General features: G+C 64.2%; 20 protein-coding genes and 2 pseudogenes. 16 read left to right on the forward strand and 6 right to left on the reverse strand.

What is annotated here, in order from left to right:
* The first annotated feature begins 55 nt into the window (after window positions 1-55).
* The 6 genes from JKL49_RS11225 to JKL49_RS21395 all read left to right on the forward strand — a co-directional run bounded on the left by JKL49_RS11225 (window position 56) and on the right by JKL49_RS21395 (window position 3486).
* A complete protein-coding gene (locus tag JKL49_RS11225) occupies window positions 56-589 on the forward strand; it encodes a hypothetical protein (protein WP_215340586.1) in 534 nt (177 codons plus the stop codon).
* Between the two features lie 81 nt (window positions 590-670).
* Window positions 671-850 (forward strand): helix-turn-helix domain-containing protein, encoded by a 180-nt coding sequence (locus tag JKL49_RS11230; RefSeq protein WP_215340588.1) that lies wholly within the window; start codon window positions 671-673, stop codon window positions 848-850.
* A 267-nt stretch (window positions 851-1117) separates the two neighbouring features.
* The gene (locus JKL49_RS11235) at window positions 1118-1957 is read left to right on the forward strand and encodes a DUF1376 domain-containing protein (RefSeq protein WP_215340590.1); all 840 of its coding nucleotides are present in this window, start codon (window positions 1118-1120) and stop codon (window positions 1955-1957) included.
* Window positions 1950-2468 carry a hypothetical protein gene (locus JKL49_RS11240; protein WP_215340592.1) on the forward strand — a complete coding sequence of 173 codons (519 nt, stop codon included), beginning with the start codon at window positions 1950-1952 and terminating at the stop codon, window positions 2466-2468. The genes JKL49_RS11235 and JKL49_RS11240 overlap by 8 nt, the downstream gene beginning before the upstream one ends.
* Window positions 2469-2582: 114 nt before the next feature.
* Window positions 2583-3353 (forward strand): hypothetical protein, encoded by a 771-nt coding sequence (locus tag JKL49_RS11245; RefSeq protein ID WP_215340594.1) that lies wholly within the window; start codon window positions 2583-2585, stop codon window positions 3351-3353.
* Complete coding sequence (locus tag JKL49_RS21395; RefSeq protein WP_430700833.1) at window positions 3247-3486, forward strand: HGGxSTG domain-containing protein; 240 nt, start codon at window positions 3247-3249, stop codon at window positions 3484-3486. Before JKL49_RS11245 ends, JKL49_RS21395 begins: the two co-directional genes overlap by 107 nt.
* Before the next feature lie 209 nt (window positions 3487-3695).
* Here the strand turns inward: JKL49_RS21395 and JKL49_RS11250 are convergent, their stop codons facing one another.
* The gene (locus tag JKL49_RS11250) at window positions 3696-5069 is read right to left on the reverse strand and encodes a transposase (protein WP_215340596.1); all 1374 of its coding nucleotides are present in this window, start codon (window positions 5067-5069) and stop codon (window positions 3696-3698) included.
* Here JKL49_RS11250 and JKL49_RS11255 point away from each other — a divergent pair.
* The 4 genes from JKL49_RS11255 (at window position 5068) to JKL49_RS11270 (ending at window position 9637) form a co-directional block, all read left to right on the forward strand.
* Window positions 5068-5412, forward strand: coding sequence for a hypothetical protein (locus tag JKL49_RS11255; RefSeq protein ID WP_215340598.1), 345 nt, complete (start codon window positions 5068-5070; stop codon window positions 5410-5412). The genes JKL49_RS11250 and JKL49_RS11255 overlap by 2 nt on opposite strands.
* Window positions 5413-5537: 125 nt before the next feature.
* Entirely contained in the window at window positions 5538-6425 is an 888-nt protein-coding gene (locus JKL49_RS11260; protein ID WP_215340600.1) for a hypothetical protein, read from the forward strand.
* A complete protein-coding gene (locus JKL49_RS11265; RefSeq protein WP_215340601.1) occupies window positions 6412-7509 on the forward strand; it encodes a trypsin-like serine peptidase in 1098 nt (365 codons plus the stop codon). Before JKL49_RS11260 ends, JKL49_RS11265 begins: the two co-directional genes overlap by 14 nt.
* Window position 7510: 1 nt before the next feature.
* Window positions 7511-9637 (forward strand): S8 family serine peptidase, encoded by a 2127-nt coding sequence (locus JKL49_RS11270; protein ID WP_215340602.1) that lies wholly within the window; start codon window positions 7511-7513, stop codon window positions 9635-9637.
* 1 nt (window position 9638) lies between these two features.
* On the opposite strand, the gene JKL49_RS11275 is transcribed toward JKL49_RS11270, so the two are convergent.
* Window positions 9639-11039 carry a tyrosinase family protein gene (locus JKL49_RS11275; RefSeq protein WP_215340603.1) on the reverse strand — a complete coding sequence of 467 codons (1401 nt, stop codon included), beginning with the start codon at window positions 11037-11039 and terminating at the stop codon, window positions 9639-9641.
* A gap of 327 nt (window positions 11040-11366) precedes the next feature.
* On the opposite strand from JKL49_RS11275, the gene JKL49_RS11280 reads away from it, so the two are divergent.
* Entirely contained in the window at window positions 11367-12806 is a 1440-nt protein-coding gene (locus JKL49_RS11280; protein ID WP_215340604.1) for an IS1182 family transposase, read from the forward strand.
* A gap of 452 nt (window positions 12807-13258) precedes the next feature.
* On the opposite strand, the gene JKL49_RS11285 is transcribed toward JKL49_RS11280, so the two are convergent.
* Window positions 13259-13945, reverse strand: a complete 687-nt coding sequence (locus JKL49_RS11285; protein WP_215340605.1) for a hypothetical protein — start codon at window positions 13943-13945, stop codon at window positions 13259-13261.
* Window positions 13946-14453: 508 nt separating this feature from the next.
* Between JKL49_RS11285 and JKL49_RS11290 the strand changes: the two genes are divergently transcribed.
* Both JKL49_RS11290 and JKL49_RS11295 read left to right on the forward strand, forming a co-directional pair.
* Window positions 14454-14912, forward strand: a complete 459-nt coding sequence (locus JKL49_RS11290) for an IS1 family transposase (RefSeq protein WP_215340606.1) — start codon at window positions 14454-14456, stop codon at window positions 14910-14912.
* 72 nt (window positions 14913-14984) lie between these two features.
* On the forward strand, window positions 14985-15581 hold the full coding sequence (locus JKL49_RS11295; protein ID WP_215340607.1) for a hypothetical protein: 597 nt from the start codon (window positions 14985-14987) through the stop codon (window positions 15579-15581).
* Window positions 15582-15589: 8 nt separating this feature from the next.
* Here the strand turns inward: JKL49_RS11295 and JKL49_RS11300 are convergent, their stop codons facing one another.
* Complete coding sequence (locus JKL49_RS11300) at window positions 15590-15856, reverse strand: hypothetical protein (protein ID WP_215340608.1); 267 nt, start codon at window positions 15854-15856, stop codon at window positions 15590-15592.
* Window positions 15857-16083: 227 nt separating this feature from the next.
* Here JKL49_RS11300 and JKL49_RS11305 point away from each other — a divergent pair, with 227 nt between their 5' ends.
* Both JKL49_RS11305 and JKL49_RS11310 read left to right on the forward strand, forming a co-directional pair.
* On the forward strand, window positions 16084-16557 hold the full coding sequence (locus tag JKL49_RS11305) for a hypothetical protein (protein ID WP_215340610.1): 474 nt from the start codon (window positions 16084-16086) through the stop codon (window positions 16555-16557).
* 9 nt (window positions 16558-16566) lie between these two features.
* Entirely contained in the window at window positions 16567-16806 is a 240-nt protein-coding gene (locus tag JKL49_RS11310) for a hypothetical protein (protein WP_215340611.1), read from the forward strand.
* A gap of 165 nt (window positions 16807-16971) precedes the next feature.
* On the opposite strand, the gene JKL49_RS11315 is transcribed toward JKL49_RS11310, so the two are convergent.
* A complete protein-coding gene (locus JKL49_RS11315; protein ID WP_215340613.1) occupies window positions 16972-17724 on the reverse strand; it encodes a hypothetical protein in 753 nt (250 codons plus the stop codon).
* Window positions 17725-18015: 291 nt separating this feature from the next.
* Here JKL49_RS11315 and JKL49_RS11320 point away from each other — a divergent pair.
* Window positions 18016-18204, forward strand: a pseudogene (locus JKL49_RS11320) (IS3 family transposase); the annotation flags it as partial.
* A gap of 245 nt (window positions 18205-18449) precedes the next feature.
* On the opposite strand, the pseudogene JKL49_RS11325 reads toward JKL49_RS11320, so the two are convergent.
* Window positions 18450-19112: pseudogene (locus JKL49_RS11325) on the reverse strand (transposase); the annotation flags it as partial.
* Window positions 19113-19142 lie beyond the last annotated feature (30 nt).

The raw sequence follows: 19142 nt of genomic DNA on the forward strand, positions 1-19142 counted from the left end.
TCGGAAGTCTCAGCAGCAACTCGGGGGGCTCAGCGGGGATCTTTCGTTACCGATAGTGCGCAACGTGACCCTACCCGGACGCAAAACTTTGATAACCGCTACGGAAGCTGATTGGGCGGAGGCGAGGATTGCTGAGGAGCAACGAATTGGGGCGGAGAAGGAACGGCGCCTCAGCCTGCTTGCCGTCGATTTTGGGTTCGACCCGGAAGACGAGAACACCTGGCGTGGCCTGGCGCTGCGGCTCGCCGAACATTGCGTTCCGGGGTTTCAGGTTATTGACCAGCGGCCGTCGAAGCCTGGCCGCCCCAGTGGAACTTTTGACATCGATCCAATCAAGCTTCTCGACGATGTCCGAGTTCTGATCGCGCGGGAAAAACGGCCAATGACGATTTCCAGTGCCGTTGCCTACCTGTCCACGACTGAACAGTGGGGGCACAAATCTAAGGATTCGCTTGAACGTGCCTACCGCACCGCCGTCAAGGCTCAAGCTAGGCGAAACGTCGATAGCGAGCAGGAACTTGAGCGAGTTTTAAAGACTGTGGCGTTTGGCATGAACCCAACTCGGCGGAATAAATCGCGGGGAAAATAGGTTCGGGGGTTTTTCCCCGGTTCGAACATCAAAATGTCCAAAGCAGCCCAGGAACGACCTGGAGTAGCTAAGGATATTCTGATGTCATACGCAGATAAGATGGCGTTTCGCATTAATGAGGTGGTCGCCACGACCGGCCTCTCTCGCTCCACTATCTACAATCTGATCTCCCAGGGCAGGCTCCGCGCCGTCAAGGCTGCAGGACGCCGGCTGATCCTGCGAGAGGACCTGGACCGGTATTTCGAGGGGCTGAAGGTCTAGCTCAATGAGCGCCTACACCCCTCCCCCCGACGCCGTGGTAAACCTTGCGCGTCGGCTCTTCGGCGCGTCGAACCCGCAACTCTCGTCGGCGCGGGAACTCCGCTTTGGACACCGCGGCTCTCTTGTCGTGGTCCTAGAGCCTGTCGCCAAGTGCATGGCTCTGGGCGGGTTCTGCGCTCTGTCGGAGCGGAGGATGGCGGGGGGAAAGATCGCCGTGAGCTTGCCTGCTATCTGGCCGGCCAAAACCGCGACGGCCAGGAGCGCGGCGTGACCCACCCGTGCTTGCCTCTTTGGATCGATGACTACGACGCCGCCACCTCTCACCTGACCGCGGCTGAAGATGGCGTGTATGGGCGCCTGCTTCGGCTGGCCTGGCGCACCCCTGGCTGTTCTCTGCCCAATGACCCGGCGTGGATCGCGCGCAAGATCCGGCTGTCGGCAGAGGACTTCGACGCCATCGCCAAGCCGGTGCTGGAGGAGTTCTTTAAGGTCCAGCGCGGGCGTCTCATCCAGAAGCGTCTCAAGGCCGAATACGAGAACATCTCGCGTAAGAAATCGCTGAGGCAAAACGCCGGTAAAAAGGGCGGCGACACCAAGGCGCTGAAAAACAAAGGAAATGATCCTAGCAATGCTTCCGTTTTGCCAGGAGACATGCGCGCGTTTCCTGAACCTGAACCGGACCCTGAAGTAGTAGAACCCTCCTCCTCCAAGGCGGGCGTGCCCGAATGGAAAGACAGATTGGCCGAGGCCGTCGTGGCGGCCGGGGACATGGCTGACCTGACCGCGATCCCGATGCAGCACGCCGCCGACTTGCGGGCCTTGGTTGAACCCAACTCTGGCGCCCCCTGCACCTGGGATGAGGTTCTAACCGCCATCGGCCTGCTGGCGGCGCGGCAACGGCAACGCGGAAAGCCGATCAGGGCGTGGTCGTGGGTCCGAGACGACGCCTTGGCCCTCCGCGACAAGCGGCTGAACGCCATCAACCCGGCGCCCAACGTGGTCCCGATGACTACACCCCGCTCCAACTCCCTCACCGAACAGATCGGCGCGAACAACGACGAAGCGCGCCGCCTAGCCTTCGAACGCATGGATGCCCAAAATGGCTGATCGCCTCGACATCGCCGACGCCCTCGAAAGCCTCGCCGTCCACTGCCGACCGCCGCTGATGAGCGTGGAAGACCGCTCTCGCTGGATGGTGGATTGGTGTTCCGACCTCGCCAACTTCCCCATTGAGGCGATCAAGCTGGCCTGCACCCGCTGGCGTCAGGGCGAGAACACCCGCTTCCCCACGCCGGGCCAACTGCTGCCCATGGTGCGCGCCGTGCTGCCGGCGAAGGGCGACGGGCCGAAGGTGGAGCGGTGGCGGCCGATCAGCGGTGAGGACTACCGGCAACTTCCGATCCGCGACAAGATCCGCCACCTCCAGATCGAGCTTTCCGAGCTGATGACGGACGCCGGGCCGATGATGATCAACGAGGGGGAGTTCCGGGGCCGCCGCCTGACGCCGGACGAGATGCCCGCCAAGTGGCACGACGCCCAGGCGCGAGCTGCGATGATCGACGCTGAGATCAAGCGGCTGCGCGACACCATCAGGAACGCCCGCGAGAAAGCCGTCTAACCCATCCCACGACCTGAAGAGAGAAGATGGAAGAAGAAATGGGATCGTCGGTCTGGCGTCGCCAACCGGGAACAAAGTGGCAGATCCAACGCCAGCAGAGAGTGGAGGCGTCTCATGAGCAAGGTGGATGATTGTGGGGGCTCCCCGGCGCTCGACGCGAAGGTCGAGCCCGACGATCGCGAGAAGCTGGAAATCAATGCTTCCCGGCGGCGCATGCGAACGCGCCGCCATCCAGTCCAGTTTGCCTTTGAGACAGCGGCAAGCGGGGAGATGCGCATAGAAGCGCCGCATTCCGACTTGGAGGGGGCGTTGGACCGCCAGGTAGACGCGTTTGGAACGGCCTCGCTGGATTTCGCCGCGCAGCAGATTGCGGGTCTGGAGATGTGTGGCCGGGCGCGTGGGGCGAAGATGTGGGACAGCCCGGCCGGGGTGAACGCGGGCCTTGCGATGGTCGAGGCGATCAGACCGGATAATGAGCTCGAAGCAGCCCTCGCCGTTCAGATGGCCTGCGTGCACAACCTAGCCACCGATATGCTCGGCCGCGCGAAACAAACGGATAGGCCGGACCATATTGCGCTCTATGGCGGGCTTGCTGTGAAGTTGGCACGGACCTTCACGGGACAGGTCGAAGCGCTAGCGAAGCTGCGTGGCGGCGGAAAACAATTGGTGGAGGTGAAGCATGTCCACATCAACGGAAACGCAGTCGTCGGACACCTCCATGCGGGGGGGGCGCCTGAAACAGGAAGCGACGGACGACCCCTTGCACCCAGTCTTCCGATTGCGGCGGGCACCCCGCTGCGGGGCGCGGTCGAAGCGGAGTGGGAAGCCCTGCCTGTCGCCAGCAGTGAAGGGGCGCATGCGCTGCCGGATGCACGGCGGCGCTAAGGGTTCCGGCGGTGTGTCAGGACCCGGCAATGGAATGTGGTGCGGCGGTGAACATTCACGGGAGGCGGTTGCACACAGGCGACGGGTCGCGGCCATCCTGAAGGCCTGTCGCGAGCTGCTCGTCGGTCTCTAGTGGTCAAAATCTGACGTTTCAGTCCCGCAGGTCATACTCAGCCGACAAAAACCCGAACGTCCAGTTTTGGGCCGGACCCCAACGGTAAAAATCGACCCTTAGCGGAAATTCGCCTGCCGAGACTTCGAGGTCCGAGATGCGCCGATTGTGTTGAAAAAGGCGGTCGATGGATGGGGCCTGAGGTTGGCGCGAGCGGCGGCGGTGGCCCCTCAGGCGGTTGCCGGGACTGGTGGCGGGATGAGCTTGGCGAGTTTCCGCAGGTTTTGGGCTGTGGCGGCGAGGTGGAACTCATCTCGGGCGCCTTGGGGACCACGAAGACGCAGCCGGTCGAGCTTGAGGATACGTTTGAGGTGCGCAAACAGCATCTCCACCTTCTTACGCTCTCGTCGTGAAGTGACGTAGGCGTCGGTCTTGGCGATCTCGCGAGCGATGTCCCGGGCGCCTTCGTAGATCGAGCGGGTCACCTTCCGCGCCGGTGTATTGGGCGAGCAGCGGCTCTTCAGCGTGCAGGCGTCACAGTCAGCCTTGCTAGCCCTGTATCGATAGGTGTCGTCGGGCGGCGCGTTGGGCCTGGGTGTCCGGAAGGCGCGGCGATTGCGCTTCAGGGTCTTGCCGGCTGGACAGCGATAGGTGTCGGCGGCTGGGTCGTAGGTGAAGTCGCTGCGGGCGAAGGTCCCGTCGTCGCGGCCGGACTTGTCGATGACGGGGATGTGCGGCGCGATCTGCTGCTTGTTGACCAGCCAGTCGAGCATCTCGGCCGAGCCGTAGGCGGTGTCGGCGGCGATCCGCGCAGGCTGTAGATCGTGGCGCTCAGCGACCCGCTCAATCATCGTCCTGACTGCGCCCACCTCGGCCTGGCGGACCGCCGTGGTCGCTTCGACATCGACGATCACCGCATGATCGAGGTCGATCAGGTAGTTGGTGGAGTAGGCGAAGTAGGCGGGCCCCTTGTCGGCGCCGGTCCAACGCGACGCCGGGTCGGCCGGAGAGATGAACTTCGGAACGACCGGTGTCGCCCCGCCAAACGCAGCGTCATCGAGCACCGCCAGGTACTCGTTGATCGCCCGGCTCGCCGCTTCCGGCGGCAGGCCTGCCGCACCGGGGACGCACCGCTGACGGTTAGCGTCAGCCTTGATCAGACTGGCGTCGGCGGCGAAGCCCTCGCCGCCGACCAACCCCTCGCGCATGCAACGGTCAACGACCGTCTCGAACAGGTGGCGCAGCAGATCGCTCTCGCGGAAGCGGCCGTGACGGTTCTTCGAGAAGGTCGAGTGATCGGGCACGTCGCCGTCGAGGCCGAGCCGGCAGAACCAACGGTAAGCGAGGTTGAGATGAACCTCATCGCACAGCCGCCGCTCCGACCGGATGCCGAAGCAGTAGCCCACGATCAGCATCCGTATCAGCAGCTCGGGATCGATCGAAGGGCGCCCGATCAGGCTGTAGAACGGCGCCAGGTGCGCCCTGACGCCCTCCAGATCCACGAAACGATCTATCGACCTCAGCATGTGATCGGCAGGCACGTGGCGCTCGAGGGAAAACTCGTAGAACAGCGCCGCCTGATCGATCCGACGATCACCCATCATGGCCGACTCTCCTTCCCGCAATGGAAGTGAATCAGCGCCGCATCACGGCTTCAACCCGCCTTTTTCAACAAAATCGGCCATCACCGGCCATTGGCATCACGCCGGAAAGAAGACGCTCGGCGTGCGGACGCATTGCGGCTGCTCTAAGAGCTCCATCCGCCATCTTCACGGAAAGAACAACACCACAACCATCGCAAGCGCCGAGATCATCGCGCCTGTGACGGCGACGACGGACGCCCCAGCCCGTCGCGTTCGCTTTGAGCCACTTGCCGACCCTGATCGAGATCGAGGCCCGCTCCACATCCGCGGGCCGGCGGTCCGGCGGTCCGACAGAACACTGTGATCTTGACCGGTGCACCAGGAGGGTGTGTATACCTCAGGTCGTGGGGGGGAATCATGAAGCCTGAGCATGCGCTTGCGATTGGTGCTATATCTCTTCAGTTGACCGCGTGCGCCGCGGATCCCGTAGTGAGCTATCGGACCGCGGAGAGCGGCGCGGATGTCACGGCGGTCCGGGGCAAGCTCGTTGACAGCTTCTACCTGCAGTCCAACCAACTAACCATCGAATACAAGAACGTGGCCGCGGCAGATAAGCCGGTTCGCGACGAGCTTGTCGTGACCAATAAGAAAACCGAGGACAAGGGTCGGCGCATCATGATGCTGCACGACGATCCGATCTGGACCAAGACCACCGTCAACATCGTCAAGACCGACAACACCGACCTGATCAGCAGTATCGGCGTCGAGGTAACCGACCGACGAAGCGAATTGATCACCAATAGCGCTACGGTGATCAAGACCTTGGTGCCGCTCTTCGCGGCGGCTGCAGGGGGCACACCGAAGGTGTGTGACGGTGTGGACCCCGCGACGGCACCCTGCGTCTGGCAACCGGGAGCTCCCAGCGGGCCGGCGCGCAACCTGGTGGTCAAGATGGAGCCGCCATCCAAGACCGCGATCGCGCTCGACGACACGCCCACCGCCTATGAATCCGTTGCCAAGGGTCGCCTGAACGGGATTTACTACGCCGCCTGCCGCAACTTGAAGATCAGCTACTTCCCCGAAGCTACGGTCGCGGCAGCAGAGGCTGCCGCAAAAGCCGCGGGCAAGTCCGAGGCTGCGGGTACGCCGACGGCCGCCCTAGTTTGGGAAGGCAAGGTCGCCGACCCGCACTACGTGGAGTTTATTGCCTTCCCCCGCAAAGGCTCCGTCACAATGCACAGCCAGTGTGGAGCCTCGGTCACGGCCGAGAAGGATCCGACCGCAACGGCGGACGCCCTCATCTCGGCAACCGTGGCGCAGGCGATGGCGATCAAAGACGCGATCGACAAGGCCGATGCGAAGCATGCCGCAAAGTAGCGGGCTGCGCCCCAAGGTTCGAGGCCTCGTTGGGCTGACCTTCGCGATTATCCTGGGCCTGGCGGCTCCCGCCCAGGCGCAACCACAGCCTGCGCCGGGCGTGGCCCGGGTCGGCCCGCCGATCAGCCTGCCGGAGGCTGGGCTCAACGCCCCGCTCTGGGTGCCGCGCAAGCCCCCTGATCCAAACCGAAAGTTGACCTTTCGATCTTTGCCGCTGAGGTTCGGCACGAGCTCGATCCAGCTTTCCAACGGTGAGGAGGTGGTGGACCTGCGCGACTGGGCCGCCGTCGCGGTCACCGATGTCGACAGCGAGGAATCCTGTACGCTCACCCTTGTTGGCCCAGCCGTCGTCCTGCTCGCGGCCCACTGCGTCGACGCCGGCTATCCGCCCGGGACGTCTGGCGAAGGCACGATCGGTGGAAAGGTGGTCTTCGGCTCGCAAGGTGCCTACCAACTTCGCCACTGCGGGATGCCGGCGGCCTATAAGCAGTGGACGGCCAGTCCGGTCGGCGCGCCCCGCTCCAGCGCCGACTATGCGCTATGCGAACTCGACCACAAGGTCAGCGGCGTCGCGCCCGAGTCCATCCGCTACACGGCATCCGTTGCCGTAGGCGTCAAGATCCGCCTGATGGGATCGGGTTGCATCGATCTTGGGATCAGCGACACGGGCGACTACATTTGGAAGGACGGCAAACGCCTCCTGCGGATGGGATATGATTCCGTTGAGGCGACGGGGATCAGCCTGCTGCCGACGCAGCCGGGCCTCTACCTTCGCACGCTCTCGTCTGGCTCCAAGGAACCCGTCCTTTGCTTCGGAGACTCCGGCGGCCCGGTGACGCTGGATGTCGCGTCTGGCGGGCGCCGCGTTGTCGCGGTGAATTCCGGTGTCGGCGCGACCAATACGGCCACTCCGAAGGCGCCGGCCTTCTACTCCTATCTTTCTCCGCTCGCCGCGGCTGACTTCCAGGCCTTCCTGCTTGAATGGGCGGGTCCCGCAACACCCGATCCGCTTCACCCCGCCCCCGCGGTAAGGATCATCTGCGGCTACAACCGGCCGGCGGGCATTCAGGGTTGCCGGAGTTGACATGGAATTGCGCGGCCTGCACCAGAGTTCTATCGTCGTCTTGGCGGCCAGTCTCGCGATCTCGCCCCTTGAGGTCCGGGCCGAGACCGTACCCCTCATCGTGCGCGCGATCGGCGAAATCCCGAGCGCGGAGCTCGTTCGCCAGGTCGCCACCGCACACCCCCTCTCGGTAACCCAAACCCAGTTCCCCGGCCTCTCGGGAAAAACGCCCGAAGCGATCGCGGCCCAACTCTGCGGCACCGTCCAGCCGGGGTATGTTGAGGCGGTGATTGAGGCCAACCGGGCGAAAGCGGCGATAGCAGCGGGACAGGTGTTGGGACCCGAGGCCTATGACCTCACCTGGCCGGCGTGCCTGAACCTGCGCGGCCCCATTTCCTATAAGATCGCGTCGGGAGACAACTTCACCTCGCTGCGTCTGCGCTTCACCGGCGAGCACGCGAATGGGCCGGGGTTACTGGCCTACTTCGCCCAAAGCGGCGCGCCGTACGCGGACCGTATGCGTCTGCAAGTGGGCACGGTGGTCACCTTACCCTATCAAACGCTCCCGACGGTCCTGCGGGTCGACAAAAGCCTCGCACAATCCTTCACAGACAAGCTTCTTAGCATCGGCAAACGGGAAGTCAGCGTCACCCAAGCGCCGAAGAGTGTCGGCAGCATCGTGATCCCCTTCCGCGGCGAGTACTCCGCCGGCGCGATCCAGGTCACAGAGGGCGACTGTGTGTCCGACCCGCCGCAGCCGGCTGACGGATCCCCACCGCGACCTTACCCCTACTCACCTGAGGCTGTCGCCAAGGCCTGGGAATGGGCGTCGAAGATCAGCCTACCGAACGACGTCAATATCTTGGTGGTCGACAATGGTTTCTTTGGCGTGCCCTGCACGGCCGACCGGTGCCCCGAGCGGGACGGCGAAGACTACGTCTATACCGCACGGTTTCCGAAGCGGATGTTCGCGAAGGACGATTTCTACCTCGACGCTCCCCACTTAATCGGTCCTGCACTGAGTGGCGTCCCCCTAGGCCCGCTCACCTATGAGAACGTCCCCGACCTCCAGATCGATGAGATATCGGGCCATGGCACCCATGTAGCCGGACTCGTCCTGGGCGGCCCGCTGTTCTTCGACTTCCGCAACCGATATTCCGACGCGATCAGTTCGAGGCTGCGGATCGCCATTGCTTCGGTGGCCCCGGGCACCGAAGCCCTAGACCCGGCGGTCGGCACGATTTTTCCCGGCTATCTCGGGGAGGTGGCGGATCCGACCGTGGTGAACATGAGCCTGGTGATCGACGGCAGTGACCCGGCGGCCCCACGCGTTGCGCTGAACGACGCCATCACCCATCACGCGAGTACTCTGTTCGTCGTCGCCGCAGGCAACAAGGGCGACGACCTTAATCTCAACGGCAAACGCTGGCTGCCAGCGGTCAATGGCGCGAACAATTTCGCCAACGTCCTAACGGTCGCCTCGGTGGACGCGGACGGCCAGCTGTCCAAATTCAGCAACCGGGGCGACGCCGCCGTCGACATCGCCGCGCCAGGCTGCCGCATCGCCTCCTGGCTCGATGCTGACAGCGAGGAAGTGCCGCTCTCAGGCACCTCCCAAGCCGCCCCGATCGTCTCCTTCGCTGCGGCGCTGCTCAAATCCGTGTCAGGCCAACGCCGGCCCCGCTGGTTGAAGAGCCGGATCGACTACAGCGGCGACCTGCTGGCGACCGCCCAAGCGCGCAAGGGCGTCGCGTCGATGTCCCAGCTCAACATCCAGAAGGCTCTGCTTTGGCCGAAGGACTACGTGCGGTTCGTTCGTAATGGCGCTGAACAGGTGGTGCTCGGGGTCGCCGACGAGTTCACCGGCATGTCCTGCGTCGGGGTCAAGGATGAGTCGAGCTACAGGCTGCTTCGGGCGCTGAAGAAGGACGGCGACCGGTTCGTCATGTTCACGAGCCCCAGCGCCAACGAGGCGCTGTCGCTCTGCCCCGCCCAACTCAAGGCAACCATCGGTGACGGCGCGATAAATCAGATCCACGTGCGCGCAGAGTTCCAGCTGGTGGGCGACGACATCCTCCCCCTCAAAGGGGCCGACCAGAACATCGTCGTCAACGCGGCAGAGCTCGTGGAATTCATTCGCGGTAACTAGATCAGTTCTCCACCAACTCTAACCGGCCTACGACCGGCTGAGCCGCAGAGGCGCGCGCGCGGACGGCGCGAAGCCGGATGGGCGGAAGTTTGGCCTTGCCGGCGGTGAGCGACGTCACATCGAAGCTGAACTCACGGTCGATGGCAGCCGGCGCCCCAGCCATCGCCATGTGGTCATGGCCGCTATCGCCGTGGGGTACGGCGTCGAAGAAATGGATGTAGCCGACCACGAACCAGGCGGCGGAGCTTCGGACCTCCACAGCATAGAGAACCCCGGGCTGCACGTTCGCGCTCAGCGTCCCCAGAACCAGATACTGGCGGCGCAGGCCGGCCCCCATGATCTTCGGGCTCTTCATGCCGGTCGGCGACAACGTGATCTGGACGACATCGTCGGAGAGCGCCACCGCCGTCGAGCTTCGCGCCAAGGTCACCACCGGCCGCACCGGCCCGCCCGCGGTCGCGGCGGTGATCGTCGGCCCCGGCAGGAGGGCGTCATAGGCATATTGCAGTTTGGAGGCGTCCAGGACGGACGAGATCATGCGCTCCATCTTGTTGCCGCGGCCGTCGGGCAGGACGAAGGACCGGTCCGCCCAGGCATCCGTTGGGTTACGCCCGCCATTGGCGTTCCAGCTCATCCACATGCGGTCGATATCGCAGTGGTGTAGCCAGAAGATCGGGTCGTTCGCAGCCGTTGGCACGTCGCCCATCCCCACGCCGTCACCGACCTGCACGTGTACGCGCCCATGTAGGTTGCGATCGAGGTGAGCGCAAAAGCCGAGCTGCGCGCCCTTCCGGCGATAGGTGCGCTGGTTCAGGGCGTCCGCCTGGATCGGGTTGGGATTCAGGCCGGCGTCGATCGGTACGCCGCTGTTGGTCGCCGAACTGCGGTGCTCTCGGTAAAGCGATCCCCAAACCGGGTCGTCCTTGCGGCGGAACTCCGGGGGCAGGATCCTGTTGCCGGCTTCTGTATAGGACCAATACGGCAGCACGAACGACGGGTCGTTCAGCACGGTCCGGACGGTTTCCTCGAACTGCATCACATAGAGTCTGTGCCAGGGCAGGAAGTCATCGGACAGGTCGCCCGTATGGTGAGCCTTGCAGGTTTCCCAGACGGTTTCGGCGAGGCTCCGCGCGGGCGAAGGGATCGGGAACAGGCGTTTGAGCTCGCCCTCCTTCGTCAGGGTCCGCGGAAGGGCGTGGATGTACCACTGATAGACCCAACTGCGGGGGTCCGAACCCGGCAGATCCGTCATCAATCTTACCGCGCGAGCGTATTTCTGAAGATTTGTCTTGCCGGCCGCACTTCGGATGTCAGGCCGCACCTTGCCAGCTTGCGGCCAAGCCGGGGTCGCGGCGAGCGCCCCCACTGCGACCAGAGCACGACGCGTGATTCTGAACGACATGATGGCTCCCCCGAGTTCACCGAACGATGCTACACTCCTTCAGTGTCATTGCGAATGGTTATGCTGAGGGTTGCATTCAATGCGTCCGGCGACGTCCGCGGTCTCTGCCAGGCCGCGGGCGCGCGGCGGGGGGCGGGTCGAAGCCAGCGCTCTGTTCCAGGCAGCCGAAGACTGGGGTACCGGGCGCGCGTCAGCAGCCGTGCTTGGGCAGCGGGCTCGACGACGGAGATCCGGAAGCAAACCTTCCGAAGGTCGCTTAAGAGTCGAGGCTGTGTAAAAACGCGAAGCACCGTAGACTCCTGATGCAGCAGCGTTGGGGGTGATGAGATGTCCCACTTCGTCGAGGGTGAAGACCGCCGTCAGCCGACGCTGCTTCCCAGTTGCCTTGACGACTATGTGTCCGAGGACAACGCGGCCCGCGTGGTCGACGTGTTCGTGGACGAGCTGGACCTAGGCTCGCTGGGCTTCGAGGTGGTGGCGGCCTCGACGGGACGGCCGGCCTATCATCCCGCCACGCTCCTGAAGCTCTACGTCTACGGCTACCTGAACCGCGTGCCATCGAGCCGCAGGCTGGAGCGGGAAGCTGGGCGCAACGTCGAGGTGATGTGGCTGACGGGGAAGCTCGCGCCTGACCACAAGACCATCGCCAACTTCCGCAAGGACCACGGCGCGGCGATCCAGGCGGCGTGCGCGCACTTCGTGGTGCTGTGCCGCCAGATCGGCCTCTTCACCCAGGCGCTGGCGGCGGTGGACGGCAGCAAGTTCAAGGCGGTGAACACCCGCGACAAGAACTTCACCGTCACGAAGCTGAAGAAGCGGATGGATCAGGTGGCCGAGCACATCGCCGGCTACCTGGCGGACCTCGATACGGCCGACCGCCTGGAGGGCGAGGCCGCGGAGGCGCGGGCTGGGAAGCTGAAGGACAAGATCGCCACCCTGCGCGCCCAGATGCAGGCGCTGAAGGCCATGGAGACGCAGGTGGCGGCGTCGCCTGACGGGCAGATCTCGCTGACCGACCCGGACGCGCGGTCCATGGCGACGAGCGGCCGGGGCAGCGGGATCGTCGGCTACAACGTCCAGTCCGTCGTTGAGGCCGAGCATCACCTGATCGTCGCCCACGACGTGATCATGACCGGCCACGACCGGGCGCAGCTCACAGCCATGAGCGCGAAGGCCAAGGCCGCCATGGGCGTGGACGGCCTCGAGATGCTGGCCGACCGCGGCTACTTCTCGGGCGAGGAGATCGTCGCCTGCGAGGCCCTGGGCGTGACGCCGTATGTGCCCAAGCCGCTGACCTCCAACGCCAAGGCTGAGGGCCGCTTCGGCAAGCAGGACTTTACCTACCTGCCCGACCAAGACGTCTACCGCTGCCCGGCCGGCGCCCTGCTGCCCCACCACATGACGACCGTCGAGCGCGGGATGACGCTGTATCGCTACTGGGATCGGGCGAGCTGCCAAGCCTGCGCCCTAAAGCCTCAATGCACACCGAGCGTCGAGCGCCGCGTCACCCGCTGGGAGCACGAGGCGACCATCGAGGCCATGCAGCGGCGGATGGACCTGGCGCCTCAAAGCCCAATGAAACTCAGGCGCCGCATCGTCGAACACCCCTTCGGGACGATCAAAGCCTGGATGGGCCACACACACTTCCAAATGAAGCAGCTGAAGAACGTGAAGACCGAGATCAGCCTCCACATCCTGGCCTACAATCTGAAGCGCGTTATGCAGATCCTCGGGACGGGGCCGCTGATCGCCGCAATCCGGACCTGAGGGATCGGCGCGTCTCGCGCTGCGACAGCGCCGCGAGCCTGTGCCGGCCCCGAGTTTTTACACAGCCTCAGTCAGGAGTGGCCTTTGGACGGTCGTCGAGCCAATGGCAGCTATCCACCCTTCAGCGACGTCGGGACAGTCTGCTTTGCAGTGGGAGAGCCGCAGCCTAACCTCTCGTGGGGGACCGTGGCGTGACCCCCTGAAACTCCTCCAGGAATAACTAGAGTCCGCCCCAGGAAAGGGACGGACGGATGAAGCGATCAAGGTTCACGGAAGAGCAGATCATCGCGATCTTGCGCGAGCAGGAGGCCGGCGTGCCGGTGAACCGCTCGCGCGGTCAGCACCTCGAACCACGGCTTTCAGACTTGGGGTTTAGGACCGTGTACGACCCTTGGCGGTCTATGATCGCATCTACCTTCGTCCCACCCGGAGGCGGATAAGCGGGTACCTCGTCAGCGGTCGGTGTAAACGAGGGAGTTCGGCGAGGCGGGAGAAAGGATGACATGCTCGTTGGAGCCATAGAGCACGTCGAACACGTAGCTGGAACGGTTTGGACCTACGGCCCAAAACACAGGGGGTTTCCGGTTCCTCAAAGCCCGGACCTTCCGGAATGCATTTAGCTCCTTTGGCCTTGCGGGTTGTTCTGCGTCGGGTGTCGCGCCGAACGACTTCATCAAGGCGAGGAGCTGATCCAGCTCAGCAGTGGTCTTCTTCACCTCGCACGCGATATGCTCGTTCGTGAGGTGGGGGCGCAGAAAGGCAGTGACATCGAAGGCCCAGTCCGCGGATTGAGTGCCTAGGAGATCCTTCGGCCACCCGAGATCGAAGTGCAGCCGGGCGAGGACCGCCACCGTAATGATCGGCTCGATCCAAAGCGTGATCGCGCGAGGCGAAACGTTTTTGGGGCCGGACCAGAAGAACTGCTCGCTCGCGCAGCTTCTAGGCGCGCGATAGAGGCCTCGCTCCACGTGCCTGACTAGGCCATTGTCGATGCCTAGCAGAAAATCCTCAGCGTCAGCCTCGCTGACTCGTTCCCAATCCCGGCGAAAGCCGTCCGAGCCCCAAGCTCGTGTAGGGTCATCGCAAAACGTCGGGAGTAGATCGGTTAAAATACGATCTTCGAACGCCTTCAGCGCCATCGGCTCAACCCTTGTTTTCCTAGGCGGCACTTTCGCGATCTATCTGGTGTATTCGGGCTTGCGCCTGCTCGCGCGCACGTCATGGGGCCAGGCTGAGCAAGGCATTTTTGAAAGGCGCACTCTCCTCAGGGCCCATGCGTCGTTTCCGTTTGTCCCATGCGAGACCGTAGCAGGCCGGGAGTGGCCTCAGCGTGACTTCCTTACACCAAGTGGGCGTCGGCATGCAGAGCCGGCCTCCGCGTATCCTCTGGGGATCGGGGTTACACCGATCTCTTGCATGGCGATGGGCTCGGCAGGAGATCCGAACTAACCCCGAGCCTTCACGTCGACGTTTCCAACAAATTCAGAACACCAACCTCGACTGCCGCGCTTGTTTGGCGAGGACTGATCCCGAGGTCACTAATGAACGTCCCCATTCCTGTCCGCAGCGTCGCCGAACAATTTCAGGAAACCGTCAAGGCTCGCGAGGGCCACGATCGGACCCTTGCCCAGGTCCTCGAAGGCGGGTGTGGAAGCCATCGAAGGCGCGTTTGGTGAGGATGTCGACTTCGCCCAGCTCGTGAAGCTCTACGGCCCCGCACCGGCTCCCGCTGGCCGCTACAGCTCGGCGCAATGCATCGGCGCCAAGAAGCGCGTCCGCACCGGTGCCCCCGACCTGGCGCACGTCTCCACGTCCTACGTCGAGCGCCACAACCTCTTGATCCGCACGGGAAACCGGCGCTTCACGCGCCTGACGATTGCCTTCTCAAAGAAGATCGACAACCACGTCCGCGCCCTGGCACTGTTCTTCTGCCACTACAATTTCGTCCGCCAGCACAAGTCGCTGAACAAGAGCAGCCCCGCGATGGCGGCGGCGGTCGTGGACACGCTGTGGTCGATGGAAATGATCGCGGAGAAGATCGAGGCGAACCGCCCGCAGCCCGGCAAGCGCGGGCCGCATAAGAAGACGGTCCGCGCCGAAGGGTGAGTCAAAATGACTCACCCGTTGACCATATGTCAGGCGAAGCGATCCGGTATCCTGAAGACACTGGAGAACCGCATGTCAGACGCCACCTACAATCTGAACGGCGGCTTCAAGCCGACCATGAAGCGGTTCGCCGATCTCAGCGGCGCTGACTTCTTCCCGACGCCCGCCTGGGCGACCCACGCGCTTATCGAAAACGAACGCTTCGAGGGCGACATTTGGGAGAGCGCTTGCGGCAATGGCGCCATGTCGAACGTGCTGGAACTCGCAGCCCGCTCCGTCACAAGCACCGACCTCTATGACCGTGGGTTCGGCGAGGGCGGCGTTGATTTTCTTGAGGCCGATTGGTGCGCGGACAACATCGTCACCAACCCGCCCTACAACGCCGCTGAAGGCTTTGTCCGGTCGGGTGTGAAGCTGGCGCGGCGCAAGTTCGCGCTCCTGCTGCGGCTGGCCTTTCTAGAAGGCGCAAACCGGGCGAACACCATCTTCGCGGAGACCCCGCCGAGCCGCGTGTGGGTCTTCAGCGAGCGGATCACGTTCTACCCGGCTGGCGCGGTGCAGCAGGGCAGCGGGACCACGGCCTATGCGTGGTTCGTATGGGATAAAGACGCCGCGGGCGGGACGGAATTGAAGTGGTTCAAGCCCGGCTACAAAGCGAAGTTCAGCTAGGCGGCCCGCTACGGGACGCGAAAACCAACACGAGGGACGTGAACGAGGCGTCCGTCATGAACGAAGTTTCCAAGCATCGTTTGGTGCGATTTGATGTTTCGCACGAGCTGATGCAACATCGGCTCACCAGGGCGCTTTATTGAGGGCGCCGTGTTTGCAGCGCTTAATTGAACGTGGTTCGGAACCTCGCGGTAGGCGCGCTTGTATGTGCAAAGGCCGCCATTGGCGTTTGCGATCTGCACAACGCCCCGCGCGATATCGATCTCGTCGGCCACTACCATACCCCCCGGTTGCGTAGGACCAACGCGCCTCCTTTAACGCGAAGGAGTCAAATCGACAGCTCTCCAGCCCCTATATTTCAAACTGAGACACCACCTATCTTGAAATAGAACAGAAACAGAACATTCCGCTCGACTCACGCAGCAAGGGCGACCTACGACTTCGGGCAGGAGGTCTCCCAAATGGCTAAGTCAAACACCTCGAACCTGAAGGGGGTTCACTAGTGGTCGCGCGCACCTACGTTGGCTTGGGACCGCGGGAAGTCGCCGTCAAACGCTTCGACGGCCTCGCGCCTCACGTCCTCAAGATGCTGGAGATCCAGGCCGACTGCGTTCCCATGAGCCCGGACGACATGGCCATGGGCATCGCCCTGGACAGCCTGGAGACTGCAGCCTTCCACTTCACCCGTCGGCGCAACTTCTACTTCCAACTGGAGCGGCCGGCCTACCGCGCGAACAACGGGTGGCTCCGCGATCCCGTGGCCGCCGCCGGCGCCTTCGACGCGCTGGTCCCTTACGCCGCCGATCTGCGCCAACTTCAATCCCCGTGCCGGCCCTTCGGCGCGGACTATATGGCGCTGGCCATCGCCATGGAGGGGCTGGACACCGCCTCCTTCCACTTCACCCGCGAGGCTCGGTTCTTCGGAGCCACGTCGGATTCCTCCGGTCCCTTGCGGCCAACGCTGCGGAGCGCTTAGCTCCTCGCCATGTGCAACGAATACCAGTTCAGGGTCCGACGCGGCGAATACGACTGGCAGTTCTCCCAGATCCACGTGCCCATCAACTGGACTGACGCAGAACTGAACCGGCCATGCGACCGCCTCTTCAAGCCGACCAACCGCGCCACCATGGTCCGGGCGATCGATCCGGCCGACCCGATGGCTGGGGTCGAGGGCCTTGAAGCTCGGTGGGGTCATGTGTGGACGACCTCCAAGACGCAAGGGTGAAATGGACGTTCGGCGCTCGGTCGAGTGCAGTCATGTGTTCGGCCTGTTGCTGCAGCGGTCGAAGCTGCTGGCCTCGATGAAGTCCGCGGACCGATGATCCATCGTGACTGGGATGGCCTCTAGGTCCGCGCCCGTCCGCGTCCCCCGGCGGGCGCGGCCCGGTTCTCAAGAGGTGTGGACGCCCCGATGGCTCGTCGCGTCGCCGCCCCGGCCGCCGGTTTTGGGGGCGCCGGTCGCCGCGGCGCGCAGCTTCTCGAGGTCGGCGGGCAGGTCGCCGCGGCGGTTGAGGAGGTCGCGGGCGGACTGCAGATTGGCCAGACGGGCGGACCGGTCATTCCAGTACTCGGCGAAGACCACCGCGGCGGCGCGCACCTCGGCCAGACGGTCTTCGAGGGAGGGTTCTGGCTTGGCGCCGTGGTCGCCATGACCGGGATCGGCGTGGCCGTCATGGGGGCCGTGGCCCGCGTTCTGAAGATTCACGATCACCTGCGGCCCGTTGGCGGTCAGGGTGGTCAGGGCGGCGGCCGGGCCGGCGGCGAGATGAGCTGCTGCGGGCGGGTGAGCCGGGGCGGGCTTGGCCGGCGCCCCCACCGCTCGGAGCTTGCTGACCTCGGCCGCGAGTCCCGCGCTGATCCGCAGCACGTCGCCCAGCAGCGGATCGATGGTCCGCAGCAGGTTGTCGCGGGCCTTGTAGATATTGGCGAGCTCAGCCTTGGCCGCGGCCTCGGCGAAGACCAGGATCGTGGCGTACTTCCAGGCGATGACCTCAGTGTCGGGGTCCTTGCGGGCCGCGGCGCGGCGCGCCAGCAAGGCCAGGATCACCAGCAGCTCCACGAGGGCCAGCAGCCAGCCGAGACTGACCAAGGCGGAAAACGCCGGCGGAGTCTCCACGCCGTACGGGAACTCGCAATGATCCATCTGCCCTACCCCGCAGGACCCAGCAAAGGTCCGATCAGATGCACGATAGTGCAGCCGGGGCGGGTTGGACGAGGGTGGGTGATCAAAAAATAATCAGGCGTCGCCGCTTTTGCACGCAACGTCGAGCCGCCGAGGGTCAATCGTGGACGCCGTACCGCCCCTCCCGCCGCAGCTCGGCGGCACCCTTCTCGACGTGGGGCGCCAGGCTGGGCGGGCCGGGCCAGAGCACTTCGCAGGCCCAGGCGGTCTTGCTGTAACCGGCGCAGGGACGGGTGAAGGTCTTGACCAGGTCGGGCGTGCCGGGTGATCGACACCGACCGGACCACTGTCCGCTACCAGGCCACGCGCCCGGATGACGCGGCCTTGCGCGAACGCCTGAAAGCGCTGGCCCAGGAACGCCGGCGCTTCGGCTATCGGCGACTGCACGTGCTGTTGCGGCGGGAAGGCCAAGTGTTCAACAGGAAGCGGGTGCAACGGATCGGGGCGGGCGCAGCCCACGCGATGGCGATATGCGCAATTATCCGGTATCTGGTCTTCAGCCTGGTTCTGCGCGCCCCTAGCAGGTGGTCCCACGGGTTAGGCGAAGCGTTGAAGGTCGGGTTTCGGACCCGAACCCAACGGTGAGAACCGACCGAGGCTGAGTAAAAACGCGTTTGCCGTGTTGAGATGGGCGTTCGGCGGCGGGTTGGTGTTGAGTTCGACGGCTTGGATCAGCGTCGAACGGGTCAGGCAGAGGGGCTTCCTCCGGCCCGGACCGCCTGCATTAGCGGGATCACTCCGAAGATCTGGATCATTCTCTTCAGATTGTAGGCCAGGACGTGAAGGCTCATCTCCGTTCGGACCTTTTCGAGGGTTCGGGTGAGGAAGTGGGTGCTTCCCATCCAGGATTTTAGCGTTCCGAAGGGGTGCTCGACGGTGGCCCGGCGGAACCGCATGGCGTCGGGCTTCCGATCGAGCCTGGCCTGCATGGCCTCGATCACCGCCTCGTGCTCCCAGCGGGTGACGCGCCGCTCTTTGCTTGGCGTGCACTGGGCCTTCAGTGGGCAGGTCCGGCAGCTCGACGGGTTCCAGTAGCGATGCAGCGTTTGGCCCTTCTCGACGGTCGTCATGCGGCGCGCGAGCAACTCGCCGGCCGGGCAGCGGCAAACGTCTTGGCCGGAGATGTAGACGAAGTCCTGCTTGCCGAAGCGTCCGTCGGCCTTGGCGCCTGAGGTCAGCGGCCTGGGCACGTAGGGGATGACGCCCACGGTCTCGCAGGCCAGCACTTCCTCGCCTGAGAAGTAGCCGCGGTCGGCCAGCACATCGAGGCTTTCGACGCCCATCTCCGCCTTGGCCTGCGCGCCCATGTTGGCGAGCTGCTCACGGTCATGGCCGACGTCCGTCAGCTCAGCCGCGAGTTTTTACACAGCCTGGACCCA

The organism is Phenylobacterium glaciei, assembly GCF_016772415.1.
GTDB classification, from domain to species: Bacteria; Pseudomonadota; Alphaproteobacteria; order Caulobacterales; family Caulobacteraceae; genus Phenylobacterium; species Phenylobacterium glaciei.

Excerpts from the sequence above, each read along its gene's own strand:
- JKL49_RS11245 (WP_215340594.1), top strand. The coding sequence starts at position 2,583 with ATGAGCAAGGTGGATGATTGTGGGGGCTCCCCGGCGCTCGACGCGAAG.
- JKL49_RS11285 (WP_215340605.1), bottom strand. The coding sequence starts at position 13,945 with ATGGCGCTGAAGGCGTTCGAAGATCGTATTTTAACCGATCTACTCCCG.
- JKL49_RS11315 (WP_215340613.1), bottom strand. The coding sequence starts at position 17,724 with ATGGATCATTGCGAGTTCCCGTACGGCGTGGAGACTCCGCCGGCGTTT.
- JKL49_RS11240 (WP_215340592.1), top strand. The coding sequence starts at position 1,950 with ATGGCTGATCGCCTCGACATCGCCGACGCCCTCGAAAGCCTCGCCGTC.
- JKL49_RS11255 (WP_215340598.1), top strand. The coding sequence starts at position 5,068 with ATGGCCGACTCTCCTTCCCGCAATGGAAGTGAATCAGCGCCGCATCAC.
- JKL49_RS11275 (WP_215340603.1), bottom strand. The coding sequence starts at position 11,039 with ATGTCGTTCAGAATCACGCGTCGTGCTCTGGTCGCAGTGGGGGCGCTC.
- JKL49_RS11265 (WP_215340601.1), top strand. The coding sequence starts at position 6,412 with ATGCCGCAAAGTAGCGGGCTGCGCCCCAAGGTTCGAGGCCTCGTTGGG.
- JKL49_RS11310 (WP_215340611.1), top strand. The coding sequence starts at position 16,567 with ATGTGCAACGAATACCAGTTCAGGGTCCGACGCGGCGAATACGACTGG.
- JKL49_RS11280 (WP_215340604.1), top strand. The coding sequence starts at position 11,367 with ATGTCCCACTTCGTCGAGGGTGAAGACCGCCGTCAGCCGACGCTGCTT.
- JKL49_RS11250 (WP_215340596.1), bottom strand. The coding sequence starts at position 5,069 with ATGATGGGTGATCGTCGGATCGATCAGGCGGCGCTGTTCTACGAGTTT.
- JKL49_RS11270 (WP_215340602.1), top strand. The coding sequence starts at position 7,511 with ATGGAATTGCGCGGCCTGCACCAGAGTTCTATCGTCGTCTTGGCGGCC.
- JKL49_RS11295 (WP_215340607.1), top strand. The coding sequence starts at position 14,985 with ATGTCAGACGCCACCTACAATCTGAACGGCGGCTTCAAGCCGACCATG.
- JKL49_RS11230 (WP_215340588.1), top strand. The coding sequence starts at position 671 with ATGTCATACGCAGATAAGATGGCGTTTCGCATTAATGAGGTGGTCGCC.